Origin of the sequence: Streptomyces sp. NPDC006372 (assembly GCF_040612515.1) — a bacterium.
GTDB lineage: Bacteria > Actinomycetota > Actinomycetes > Streptomycetales > Streptomycetaceae > Streptomyces.
Genome location: NZ_JBEXQJ010000024.1, coordinates 15,059 through 28,116, shown reverse-complemented (window position 1 = coordinate 28,116; position 13,058 = coordinate 15,059). Strand labels below are relative to the sequence as shown.

At 69.8% G+C, this 13,058-nt stretch carries 7 protein-coding genes; 3 read left to right on the top strand and 4 right to left on the bottom strand.

What is annotated here, in order from left to right:
* Positions 1-174 precede the first annotated feature (174 nt).
* The 3 genes from ABZ016_RS28920 to ABZ016_RS28910 all read right to left on the bottom strand — a co-directional run bounded on the left by ABZ016_RS28920 (position 175) and on the right by ABZ016_RS28910 (position 6,832).
* The gene (locus tag ABZ016_RS28920; RefSeq protein ID WP_356919630.1) at positions 175-5,127 is read right to left on the bottom strand and encodes an NAD-glutamate dehydrogenase; all 4,953 of its coding nucleotides are present in this window, start codon (positions 5,125-5,127) and stop codon (positions 175-177) included.
* Between the two features lie 451 nt (positions 5,128-5,578).
* Positions 5,579-6,244, bottom strand: a complete 666-nt coding sequence (locus tag ABZ016_RS28915) for an HAD family hydrolase (RefSeq protein ID WP_356919629.1) — start codon at positions 6,242-6,244, stop codon at positions 5,579-5,581.
* A 72-nt stretch (positions 6,245-6,316) separates the two neighbouring features.
* A complete protein-coding gene (locus ABZ016_RS28910) occupies positions 6,317-6,832 on the bottom strand; it encodes a hypothetical protein (RefSeq protein ID WP_356919628.1) in 516 nt (171 codons plus the stop codon).
* A 295-nt stretch (positions 6,833-7,127) separates the two neighbouring features.
* Here ABZ016_RS28910 and ABZ016_RS28905 point away from each other — a divergent pair, with 295 nt between their 5' ends.
* Positions 7,128-7,895, top strand: coding sequence for an Rv3235 family protein (locus ABZ016_RS28905; RefSeq protein ID WP_356919627.1), 768 nt, complete (start codon positions 7,128-7,130; stop codon positions 7,893-7,895).
* Positions 7,896-7,973: 78 nt separating this feature from the next.
* On the opposite strand, the gene secA is transcribed toward ABZ016_RS28905, so the two are convergent.
* Positions 7,974-10,820 (bottom strand): preprotein translocase subunit SecA, encoded by a 2,847-nt coding sequence (gene secA, locus ABZ016_RS28900; protein WP_356919626.1) that lies wholly within the window; start codon positions 10,818-10,820, stop codon positions 7,974-7,976.
* Between the two features lie 277 nt (positions 10,821-11,097).
* Here secA and ABZ016_RS28895 point away from each other — a divergent pair, with 277 nt between their 5' ends.
* Positions 11,098-11,667: a GNAT family N-acetyltransferase gene (locus ABZ016_RS28895; RefSeq protein WP_356919625.1), complete on the top strand. Its 570-nt coding sequence runs from the start codon at positions 11,098-11,100 to the stop codon at positions 11,665-11,667.
* Between the two features lie 216 nt (positions 11,668-11,883).
* Positions 11,884-13,056, top strand: coding sequence for a crosslink repair DNA glycosylase YcaQ family protein (locus ABZ016_RS28890; protein WP_356919624.1), 1,173 nt, complete (start codon positions 11,884-11,886; stop codon positions 13,054-13,056).
* The last annotated feature ends 2 nt before the right edge of the window (positions 13,057-13,058 follow it).

Below are 13,058 nucleotides of genomic sequence, written 5' to 3'. Positions count from 1 at the left end.
AGCTGCGGGCAGTCGTGCCGCTGGGGCGATGGGGGCCCCCTGCTCGAGCGAAGCCGAGAGCTTGGGGGAGGGTGGGCGCAGCGGCACCCCGCTCCGCCGGGCTGCGCAACGCCCCGCCCCCAGCAGAAACGCCCCGGACCGACACCGGCCCGGGGCGTCCCCACCTCACACCCCCTACGAGTGCTGCCGCAGCAACGTCCTCATCGTCCGCATAGCCACCGACAGATTCGCAAGATCGAACGCCTCGGACCCCTGAATCTCCTCCAGCGTGGTCCGGGCCCGCCCGAGAATCGCCGCGTTCTTCTGCTCCCACGCCTTGTACCGCTGCTCGGGAGTAGAACTGCCATTACCCACCGCCAGCACATCGGCCGTCAGCGCCGCGTGCGCCGCGTACAGGTCCTCACGGATCGCCGCACGTGCCATGGACTGCCACCGGTCGGCCCGGGGCAACTCGATGATGCGGTCCATGAGCTGGGTGATCCGCAGCCGGTCGGCGAGGTCGTAGTAGACGTCGGCGACGTCCAGCGGCTCCCGGCCCATCCGGTCGGCGATCGACACGATGTCGAGCGTCGGGAAGGCGGAGGAGAAACCGGCCACGCGCGTGGCGAGTTCGTCCGGAACACCCGCGCCCGTCAGCTCGTCGTAGATCTTGCCGTACCACTCCAGGTCCGCACCCCGCAGCAGCTTCGGCAGCTGCGCCCAGACCTGCTCCACGCGCTCGGCGAAGAAGTCGACGGTGTCGGCCAGCTGAAGCGGCTGCGGCCGGTTGTTGAGCAGCCACCGCGTGCCCCGCTCCACCAGGCGCCGCGCGTGCAGCCGGATGCGGGTCTGGACCTCGGCGTCGACCTTGTTGTCGAGCGCCTCCACTCCGTCCCACACCGGGGACTGGCGGAAAATCGCCCGGGCCGCGGTCTGCGCCCGCACGATCTCCTCCAGCGACGCCCCGGTCTCCTCCCGCAGCCGGTGCAGATACGTCGTACCACCCGTGTTGACCGTGTCGTTGACCAGCACGGTCGTGGTGATCTCACGGCGCAGCGGGTGGCTGACGAGGTGCTCCGGGAACTGCTCGCGCAGCTCGGTCGGGAAGTAGGCGTGCAGCAGGGTGCTCAGGTACGGGTCGTCCGGCAGCGAGGTGTGCAGTAGCTCCTCGGCGACCGTGATCTTCGTGTACGCCAGCAGCACGGCCGTCTCCGGGCCCGTCAGACCCTGGCCCTGGGCGAGCCGCTCACGGATCTGCCGGTCGGTGGGCAGGAACTCCAGCGCCCGGTCGAGGTGCCCCTCCCTGACCAGGTGCTTCATGAAGCGCTGCTGGGCGTGGAGCATGGCGCCGGACTGGGCGAGGGCATTGGCGATCGCCGTGTTCTGCGCGTAGTTGTTGCGCAGCACCAGATGGCCGACCTCGTCGGTCATCTCGGCGAGCAGCTTGTTGCGCTGCTTGAGGGTCATGTCGCCGTCCGCGACCAGGCCGTTGAGCAGGATCTTGATGTTCACCTCGTGGTCGGAGGTGTCCACGCCCGCGCTGTTGTCGATGGCGTCGGTGTTGATCCGGCCGCCCCGCAGCGCGAACTCGATCCGGCCGAGCTGGGTCAGGCCCAGGTTGCCGCCCTCGCCGACAACCTTGACGCGCAGGTCCCCGCCGTCGACGCGGATGGCGTCGTTGGCCTTGTCGCCGACGTCCGCGTTCGACTCGGCCGAGGACTTGACGTACGTGCCGATGCCGCCGTTCCACAGCAGGTCCACCGGGGCCTGGAGGATCGCCTTCATCAGGTCGGCCGGCGTCAGCTTGGTGACCTTGGCCTCGATGCCGAGGGCCTCGCGGATGTGCGCGTTGACCGGGATCGCCTTGGCCGTGCGCGGGAAGATGCCGCCGCCGGCCGAGAGCAGCTCCTTGTTGTAGTCCTCCCAGCTGGAGCGGGGCAGCTCGAACAGACGGCGGCGCTCGGCGTAGGAGGTGGCCGCGTCCGGGTTCGGGTCGATGAAGATGTGCCGGTGGTCGAAGGCGGCGACCAGACGGATGTGCTCGGAGAGCAGCATGCCGTTGCCGAACACGTCACCGGACATGTCGCCGATGCCGACGACCGTGAAGTCCTCGGTCTGCGTGTCCACGCCCATGTCGCGGAAGTGCCGCTTGACGGACTCCCAGGCGCCGCGGGCGGTGATGCCCATGCCCTTGTGGTCGTAGCCGGCCGAGCCGCCGGAGGCGAAGGCGTCGCCGAGCCAGAAGTTGTACTTCTCGGCGACCCCGTTGGCGATGTCGGAGAAGGTCGCGGTGCCCTTGTCGGCGGCGACGACCAGGTAGGTGTCGTCCTCGTCGTGCCGGACGACGTCCGCCGGGGGCACGACCTCGCCGGCCACCATGTTGTCGGTGATGTCGAGCAGCGCCGAGATGAACGTCTTGTACGAGGCCACGCCCTCGGCCAGCCATGCATCGCGGTCGACGCTCGGGTCGGGCAGCTGCTTGGCGACGAAGCCGCCCTTGGCGCCGACCGGCACGATGACGGTGTTCTTCACCATCTGTGCCTTGACCAGACCGAGGATCTCGGTGCGGAAGTCCTCACGCCGGTCGGACCAGCGCAGACCACCGCGCGCGACCTTGCCGAACCGCAGGTGCACGCCCTCGACCCGCGGCGAGTACACCCAGATCTCGAACGCCGGGCGCGGCGCGGGCAGGTCCGGGATGGCCTGGGGGTCGAACTTCATGGAGACGTACGCGTGCGGCTTGCCGCCCGCGGCCTCCTGGAAGAAGTTCGTCCGCAGCGTCGCCTTGATGACCGTGAGGAAGGACCTGAGGATGCGGTCCTCGTCGAGGCTCGCGACCTGGTCGAGGGCCGCGTCGACCTCTTCGAGGAGGGCGTCCACGATCTCGTGCCCCGCGCGCTGCCGGTCCGGCGACATCCGCGCCTCGAACAGGGAGACGAGCAGCCGGGTGGTGTGGACGTTGTTGCGGAGGGTGTCCTCCATGTAGTCCTGGCTGAACGTCGACGCCGCCTGGCGCAGGTACTTCGCGTACGCCCGCAGCACCATCGCCTGGCGCCAGGAGAGCCCAGCGCTCAGCACCAGCGCGTTGAAGCCGTCGTTCTCCGCCTGGCCGGTCCAGGTGGCCGCGAAGGCGTCCTGGAATCGCTCGCGGGCGTCGTCGCCGAAGTAGTCCCCGCCGCCGTTCGAGCGGGGCATGCGCAGGCCGAAGTCGTAGATCCAGGCCACGCTGCGGTCCGAGCAGCGCAGCTCGTACGGCCGCTCGTCGACGACCTCGACGCCGAGCCGGTTGAGGACGGGCAGCACCGCCGACAGGGAGATCGCGTCGCCCGTGCGGTAGATCTTGAAGCGGCGCTCCTCGGGGGCGGCTCCGACCGGCTCGTACAGGCTGAGCGCGAAGTCCTCACCCTCCTCGGCGTTCAGCTGTTCGAGGTGGACGAGGTCGGCGACCGCGGCGCGCGGGTTGTGGTCGGCCTTGTAACCCTCCGGGAAGGCGTGCGCGTACCGGCGCATCAGCTCCGCCGCGTGTTCCTCGCCGAGCTCGGCGTTGAGCGCCTCGGCGAAGGCGTCCTCCCAGGAGCGGGCGGCCTCGACCAGCCGGGCCTCGATGCGCTCCTTGTCGGCGTCGGACAGCTCCGGCAGCTCGGTGCCCTGCGGGACCCGGACCACGAAGTGCAGCCGGGACAGGATCGACTCGGTGTTCCACGCCGTGAAGTCGACGCTGATACCGCCGAGCTCCTCCTTCAGGATCTCGATGATCCGCAGACGGACGGCCGTGGTGTAGCGGTCGCGGGGGAGGTAGACGAGGGCGGAGTAGTAGCGCCCGTACTCGTCCTGGCGCAGGTAGAGCCTCAGGCGCCTGCGCTCCTGGAGGTAGAGCACGGAGGTGACGATGGAGCGCAGCTCGTCGACCGGAGTCTGGAAGAGCTCGTCGCGCGGGTACGTCTCCAGGATCTGCGTCAGGTCGCGGCCGTCGTGGCTGTTGGGCGAGAACCCGGCCTTCTCGAGGACCTCCTCGACCTTGCGCCGGATGACCGGGACCCGGCGCACGGACTCGGTGTAGGCGGCGGAGGAGAACAGTCCGAGGAAGCGCCGCTCGCCGACGACGTTGCCGTCGGCGTCGAACTTCTTCACTCCGATGTAGTCCAGGTACGACGGCCGGTGCACGGTCGCCCGGCTGTTCGCCTTGGTCAGGACGAGCAGCTTGTGCTCGCGCGCCTTGGCCCGGGCGTCGGCGGGCAGCCGCTCGAAGGACGGGCTGACCGGGTGGCTCTCCTCGTCGGCGTGGTGCGGGTCCGCGCGCAGTATGCCGAGGCCGGTGCCGGGCACGGCGGCCAGCGAGTCGTCCTCGCGCAACTGGTACTCGCGATAGCCGAGGAAGGTGAAGTGGTCGTCGGCCAGCCAGCGCAGCAGCTCGCGGGCCTCCTCGACCTGGGGTCCGGGCAGGTCACCGGGGGTGGGCTCGTTCGGCAGCCCCTCCGCCAGCCGGATCGCCGACTCCCGCATCTTGCTCCAGTCCTCGACGGCCTCACGGGCGTCGGAGAGCACGCGGAGCAGGTCGACGGTGATCTGCTTCAGATCGGCCCGGTCGGTCTCCCGGTCGATCTCGACGTGAATCCAGGACTCGACGTGCGCGTCGTGCGGGAGGTCGCCGGTCGCCGGGGTCGAGAGGACCTCGATGAGCTTGCCGGTGACATCGCGCCGCACGACGAACTGCGGGTGGATGACGACGTGGATCCCGCGCCCCTGCCGGGTCAGCTCGTTCGTCACGGAGTCGACGAGGAAGGGCATGTCGTCGGTGACGACCTCGACGACGGAGTGGCTGCAGGTCCACCCGTTCTCTTCGACCGTGGGAGTGTGCACCCGCACGTTGGCCGTGCCCTGGGGGCGGTTCTCGGCCAGCCGGTAGTGCGAGACGGCGGCTCCGAAGACATCGACCGGGTCGCGGTCGGAGAGGTCCTCCGGGGCCGTGTGCAGGTAGTAACGCTGGAGGAATGAGAGGAGGGTCTCGCGGTCGGGGGCTTCCTGGGCGTCTGGGGTCTCCTCGCCCGTCGACCCGGTCGGTAGGTGCCCCCCGACCGGGCTGTTCTCAGCTACCCGGGCGGCCCTCTCGAGCAACTCGGCCTTGGCTTCGTCCAGCTTGGTCTGCATTGTCCTCTGGCTCCTGTCGCGCGCCGTTGCGTGACGTAGAAGGAAGTACGGTCTCTGCGCCTACGACGTCACGTCGAGACACGGGGTATCCGGTCTGTTCCGACGCTATGCCGCAAGGTGAGATGAGCGGGGGTGTCTGAGCCATTTTTGAGCTGACCCACGGGTGTGAGGCTGCTCTCTGCGACGCCTCGAACCGGGTGGTGCTCGGCGTCCCGGGAGTCCTCGATGCCCCGTCCCGCCCGCGAAGACCAGCGACCGCCGCCCGGTCACGGATGTTGTCCGTGCTCTCCGGGCGCGGGGCAGGGACGACGACGTCCCCGCGAACTATCGCGCTGATCACGCCACTAAGGCTATCGCTCCTTACAGGGGCCCCGTCATGAGCCGTATGTGTACAAAACCAGGCCTGGAAGTTTGACGTTCTGCACAGTGCGGACCTCCTGGCTGCACCTGGCTACGCAGCGATCCGCTCCGCCTCCGCAACGGCCTCCTCCAACGTGTCCACGACAGGCACCCCCACCGCCTCCAGACTCGCCCGCCCATGCGACCCCCCGGTGTACAGCACAGCCCGAGCCCCCACATGCAACGCCGCCACCGCATCATCCGCCGCATCCCCGATCACCACGGTCCGCCCCGGCTCCACCCCCGCCAACGACGCCAGGTGCCGCACCATGTGCTCGGCCTTACTGCCCCCCGACGGCCCGGTCCGCCCGTCCACCCGCACGAAGTGCGGCTCGATCCCGAACCCACGCACCAACGGCACGAGCTCCTCGTGCACGTACATGCTCAGGATCGACTGACTGTGCCCGGCCGACCGCCACCCCGACAGCAGCTCCACCGCCCCCACCGTGAGCCCGCAGGCCCCCCGGTGCTCGGCGTAATACCGGTGGAAGACGTCGTCCATGGCCTCCCACTCGGCCTCCGTCGGCAACCGCCCCATCAGCCGCTCGTAGAACTTCGGCACCGGCACGCAGTACAGCTCCCGGTACTTCTCCAGCGTCAGCGGCTCCAGCCCCAGCTCGGCGAATGCCGCGTTCGTCGCCCCGATGATCGCGTCGATGTCATGGAACAGCGTCCCGTTCCAGTCCCAGACGATGTGCGCAGCCCTCTTCGTCCCCATGCCAGAAAACGTACCCGCCCCCACTGACAATCAAGAGAACGGACCTCCACGCGCCCCCGGCCGGGAGGTGGCTCAGTCGCCGCGCCCCACCAGGTTCGGGATCTCCTGTGTGGCGAACCAGAGCAGCTCGTGGTCCTCGGCCCCGTCCACGACGAACTGCGCGTCGTCGTCACCGCCGTCCGCCGCCGGCAGCGCCCCGGCCGCCGCCGTCACGTCCGCCTCCGCGTCGTCCGCGTCGACGTGCACCGAGGCCGCCCTGGCCAGCGCCACGGCACCGGAGACCCGCACCTCCCCCAGCGCCGCCGGGTCGAGCCCCCGGTCGGGGTCCACGCTCGCGTCCCGGTCGGGCACGTCGACCGCGACCACGACCCGGCGCCGCGGCGCCTCCGGCTCGGCCGCCAGCAGCCGCAACGAGGCCAGCGCGGCCCGGTTCAGCGCCGCGTACTCCAGCTCCTCGATGTCGTCGGAGACGTACCACTCGCGCAGCGCGGGCGTGACCGCGTACGCGACGAACGGCCCGGCTCCCAGCTCACCCGTCTTGTACGCCTCGGCGAGACCGGGGAGGGTCAGGGGGACGTAGACGCGCATGGCTGGCCGCTTTCGTGGTCGGAGCGATGGTGAAGGGCCTTCAGGATACGTGCGGGGCGTCCCCTTTCGAGTTCCGGCCCGTGACGCCGGAAGCGTCCACACCGGTCCAGGGATTCACCCGGTACACCCGCCCAGTGATGGGCCTCGGCACCACGGAACCACCCGGATAGGTGAACATTTCGGCGCCCGCCGCCCTCAGGTCCTCTCCCTTGCTCCTACCCCTGTCGACCCCGTACAAGATCACCAACCCGAAGTTACTCCCCGGTATCAACCGGGCCCACGAACGGGGACCCCCATGAACAAGGTCATGACCAGGGCACACCGCCCGACCGCCCACCCACCGTCCCGCCGCGACGCACGCCGCCCCGGCGCCACCGCCCCACCACGCACCCCTGCCGGGATCACCCCGTCACGCGCCTCTGACGCCACCGCCCACCACACCCCCGGCACCACCGCTCACCGCGCCCCTGGCGGCGCCGCCCCACCCCGCACCCCCGACGGGGGCTCCGCCCGCCCACCGGCCGCCGGAGGCCGCCCCCCGGCCTCCGCCCGGACCACGACCCCGCGCACCCGCCCCACGGACAACCGCCCGCCGATCCTCTCCGGAACCTCCACGGCCCCCGCCAGGGCAAGGACGACCGCCGCCCCCGCCCCCACTCGCACCCCCACAGAATCCGCCCCGCGGGTCCCGTCCCAGAGCCCCCGGCGCCCGGTCGCCCCCCACCCCCTCCCCACCGACCTCTTCGCCGACCTCCTCCTCGCCGTCCTGAGCGGCCACCGCCCCGTCCACTCGATGCTCCGCCACACCCGGGGCCGTGCCTACGACGAACTCGCCTGGCTCGCCGAGCGTGGCCCCCTGCGCACCCGCGGCCCGCGCCCCGTCGTCCGCGACATCGGCTGGTGTGAACCCCGCCCGGGCGCCATCGAGGCCTTCGCACGTATCGGCGCCGGCGACAGGCTGCGCGCCATGGCCTTCCGCCTGGAACTCGGCCAGGACCTCCGCTGGCGCTGCACGGCCGTGGAACTCGGCGGCCCCCGCCCGCCCCGCGCCGAGGCCGACTGAGGCCCCTCGCAGCAGACAGAAGGGCCGGACACCCAGAGGTGCCCGGCCCTTCAAGCCGCTACCGTGCCGCAGCCACCGTCACTTCTTGCGACGGCCCCGGCCCTTCGCCTGCTTGCGGCGCTCCGCGCGCGTGAGACCGTCGGACTCGGAACGCACCGGCTCGCCGTCCTCGGTGAAATCACCCTCGATGGTGCCGCCCTCGCCGTCGACAGTCGGCGCGGAGAAGTGGAGGTTGCGCCGCTGCGGGACGTCGAGGCCCTTGGCGCGGATCTCCGGGCGGGCACCGGCCTGCGCCGGCACCGCGTCGTGCTTCTCCAGGTCGGCCACCGGCTTGGTGTCCTCGACCGGAACCTCCTCGACCTGCTGCTCGACCTGGACCTCCAGGTTGAACAGGTAGCCGACGGACTCCTCCTTGATGCCCTCCATCATGGCGGTGAACATGTCGAAGCCCTCGCGCTGGTACTCGACCAGCGGGTCCTTCTGCGCCATCGCGCGCAGGCCGATGCCCTCCTGGAGGTAGTCCATCTCGTAGAGGTGCTCGCGCCACTTGCGGTCGAGGACCGACAGCACGACCCGGCGCTCCAGCTCGCGCATGATCTCGGAGCCGAGCTGCGCCTCGCGCGCCTCGTACTGCTCGTGGATGTCGTCCTTGATGGAGTCGCCGATGAACTCGGCGGTCAGGCCCGCCCGGTCGCCGGCGGCCTCCTCCAGCTCCTCGATCGTGATCTTGGCCGGGTAGAGCTGCTTGAACGCGCCCCACAGCCGGTCGAGGTCCCAGTCCTCGGGGAAGCCCTCGGCGGTCTCGGCCTGGACGTAGGCGTCGATGGTGTCGTCCATGAAGTGCTGCACCTGCTCGTGCAGGTCCTCGCCCTCCAGGACGCGGCGCCGCTCGCCGTAGATGACCTCACGCTGGCGGTTGAGGACCTCGTCGTACTTCAGGACGTTCTTACGGGTCTCGAAGTTCTGCTGCTCGACCTGCGACTGGGCGGAGGCGATCGCGCGCGTGACCATCTTGTTCTCGATCGGCACGTCGTCCGGGACGTTCGCCATCGACATCACGCGCTCGACCATCTGGGCCTTGAACAGCCGCATCAGGTCGTCGCCGAGGGAGAGGTAGAAGCGGGACTCGCCCGGGTCTCCCTGACGGCCGGAACGACCGCGCAGCTGGTTGTCGATCCGCCGCGACTCGTGCCGCTCGGTGCCGAGCACGTAGAGCCCGCCGAGCTTCTCGACCTCGTCCTTCTCGGCCTGGACGGCCTTCTCGGCCCGCTGGAGCGCCTCGGGCAGGGCGTGCGCCCACTCCTCGATGTGCTCCTCGGGGTCGAGGCCGCGCTGGCGCAGCTCCGCCTCGGCGAGGTCCTCGGGGTTGCCGCCGAGCTTGATGTCCGTACCACGGCCGGCCATGTTCGTGGCCACCGTGACAGCGCCCTTGCGGCCGGCCTGGGCGACGATCGTCGCCTCACGGTCGTGCTGCTTGGCGTTGAGCACCTCGTGCTGGATGCCGCGCTTGCTGAGCTGCTGCGAGAGGTACTCGGACTTCTCGACGGAGGTGGTGCCGACGAGGATCGGCTGCCCCTTGCGGTGCTTCTCCTCGATGTCGTCGACGACCGCCTCGAACTTGGCGACCTCGGTCCGGTAGATCAGGTCCGACTGGTCCTTGCGGACCATCGGCCGGTTGGTCGGGATCGGCACCACGCCGAGCTTGTAGATCTGGTGGAACTCGGCGGCCTCGGTCATGGCCGTACCGGTCATGCCGGCCAGGCCGGGCTGCTCCTTGCCGCTGTGGTCGTGGCGCTTGTAGAGACGGAAGAAGTTCTGGAGCGTGATCGTGGCGAGCGTCTGGTTCTCGTCCTTGATCGGCACCGCTTCCTTCGCCTCGATCGCCTGGTGCATGCCCTCGTTGTAGCGGCGGCCGGCGAGGATACGTCCGGTGTGCTCATCGACGATCATGACCTCGTCGTCGATGATGACGTAGTCCTTGTCCTTCTTGAAGAGCTCCTTGGCCTTGATGGCGTTGTTCAGGTAGCCCACCAGAGGGGTGTTCACCGACTCGTACAGGTTGTCGATGCCCAGCCAGTCCTCGACCTTGCTGACGCCGGACTCGTGGATGGCGACCGTGCGCTTCTTCTCGTCGACGTCGTAGTCGCCGGTCTCCTCGAGGCCCTTGAGGGGGTTGCCGGGCTCGCCGCGCTTGAGGCGCGTGACCAGCTTGGCGAAGTCGCCGTACCACTTGGTGGCCTGGTCGGCCGGGCCGGAGATGATCAGCGGCGTACGGGCCTCGTCGATGAGGATGGAGTCGACCTCGTCGACGATGGCGTAGTTGTGGCCGCGCTGGACGAGCTCGTCCTGGGACCACGCCATGTTGTCGCGCAGGTAGTCGAAGCCGAACTCGTTGTTCGTGCCGTACGTGATGTCGCAGGCGTACTGCTCACGGCGCTGAGCCGGCGTCATGTTGGCGAGGATGCAGCCGACCTCCAGGCCCAGGAACCGGTGGACGCGGCCCATCATCTCGGAGTCGCGCTCGGCCAGGTAGTCGTTGACCGTGATGATGTGGACGCCCTTGCCGGACAGGGCGTTCAGATACGCCGGCAGCGTACCGACGAGGGTCTTGCCCTCACCGGTCTTCATCTCCGCGACGTAACCCATGTGCAGGGCGGCGCCGCCCATCATCTGCACGTCGTAGTGCCGCTGGCCGAGGACGCGCTTGGCCGCCTCACGGACGGTGGCGAACGCCTCGGGCAGCAGGTCGTCCAGGGTCTCGCCGTCGGCGTAGCGCTGCTTGTACTCATCGGTGAGGGCGCGCAGCTCGGCGTCGGAGAGGTCGACGAAGTCCTCTTCGATGGAGTTGACCTGGTCCGCGATGCGGTGCAGCCTGCGCAGGATCTTGCCTTCGCCTGCACGCATGATCTTCGAGAGGACGGACACGGGGGTTGGTCTCCTTGCCGGTCGGGCCTGGGACGGTCGGTTACCACTTGACTTACTGAGCAACGGCCATCGTATGCGAGGACCCCACCGCGCCGGGAGGGCCTGCCGTGACGGCGACCGTCCGCTGCTTCATTTCTCTTTCACTCTTCTGAGGGGACAACGTCCGGGCCCCTCGGATAGTGCCGCATCCACCGACCGATTCACGCGAAGCGTGACCACCCCGTCACCCTGGGTGAACGGATGGCGCTCACGGCGAGCCTCCGAGCACAATCGGCCGATGGACCCCGTAACACTGACCACGGACCGCCTCCTGCTGCGCACGGTCGGCCCCCAGGACACCGACGCGGTCTACGACGCCTGCCAGGACCCGGACATCCAGCGCTGGACCACGATCCCCTCGCCGTACCTCCGTGAGCACGCCGAGGCCTTCACGGAACAGGTGGCCCCCGACGGCTGGAGCGACGGATCCATGTTCACCTTCGGCGTCTTCGTCCACTCCGGGGAACTCGCCGGCATGCTCGGCATCACCATGCGCGCCCTGGGCATGGGTGAGATCGGCTTCTGGGCGGCCAAGCGGCACCGCGCCCACGGCTACATCACGGAAGCCGCCCTCACCGCCTGCCGCTGGGCCTTCACCCACGCCGCGCTCGACCGCATCGAATGGCGCGCCGAGGTGGGAAACCGTGGTTCCCGCGCGGTGGCGGAACGAGCGGGCTTCACGATCGAGGGCACACTCCGCTCCGCGACGAACAACAAGGGAGTCCGCAGGGACAGCTGGATAGGCTCCCTCCTCCCCTCAGACCTGGGCCTCCCGTCAACGTCCCCATATCTGCCCGGCCGCGCGTAGCTGCCTGGCTGCCTAGCTACCTAGCTGCCTAGCTGCCTAGCTGCCTAGCTGCCTAGCTGCGGGCAATCGTGCCGCTGGGGCGGCACGGGTGGGCGCAGCGGCACCCCGCACCGCCGGGTTGCGCAACGCCCCGCCCTCAGCACCAACGCAGCGCGCGAAACAGCAAACCCCCAGCTCACACCCCGTTGTCACCCCCACCCCCTATCGTGCGGATCCATGACCACCCCGCGCCCCACAGCAGAGCTCTCCGCAGACGAGGCCCGCAGAATCGCGCTCCGCGCCCAGGGCTTCCTCGGCACCCCACCCCGCCGCTCCGGCGTCCGCGGCATCCTCCGCCACCTGGGCGCGATACAGCTCGACACGATCTCGGTCCTGGCCCGCTCCCACGAACTCGTCCCGTACGCCCGCCTCGGCGCGGTAGGCCGCAAGACGATCGAGAACGCCTACTGGAAGGACACCCACGCCTTCGAGTACTGGTCGCACGCCGCCTGCATCCTCCCCGTCGAGGAGTGGCCCCACTTCGCGTTCCGCCGCCGCGCCTACCGCAACCGCCCGCACTGGAACCACGAGCTCCCGGACGGCGCCTACGACCAGGTCATCAAACAACTCCGCGCCGAAGGCCCCCTCACCGCCACGGAGTTGGGCGGCGCGAAGAAGACCAGCGACTGGTGGGACTGGTCCGGCTCGAAGGTCGCCGTGGAACGCGCCCTGATGTACGGCGAGGTGGTCTGCGTGGAGCGCCGCGGCTGGAAGCGCGTCTACGACCTCGCCGACCGCGCGATCCCGGACGCGCTGCTGCACGAGGAGCTGGACGACACCGAGTGCCTGCGCCGCCTCGTCCGCCTGGCGGGCCGGTCCCTCGGTGTCGGCACCCGCGCGGACATCGCCGACTACCACCGCCTCAAGGGCGAGCAGGTCGAGGCGGTGATCGCCGACTCGGGGCTCGTCCCGGTCACGGTCGAGGGCTGGGGCAAGCCCGCCTGGGCCGACCCCGCAGCCCTGGAGGCACCCCCGCGCGGCCGCCACCGCACGACCCTCCTGTCGCCCTTCGACTCCCTGATCTGGGAGCGGGCGCGCACGGAGCGGATCTTCGGCTTCACCCACCGCCTGGAGGCCTACGTCCCCAAACAGAAGCGGATTCACGGCTACTTCGCGATGCCGGTGCTGGCCGGCGGCCGACTCGTCGGTCGGGTGGATCCGGCGCGCGAGGGCCGCACACTGGTGGCCAAGCAGGTCACGCTCGACGGCCCGAAGGCGGTCCCGGCCGTCGCCCAGGCCCTCGCCGAGGCGGCGACCTGGGTGGACTGCACGGACGTCCGTGTGGAACGGGTCGACGCACCGGACCTGCGCGAGCCCCTCGTGCGTGAGCTGGCCCGCCTGACCGCCTGACC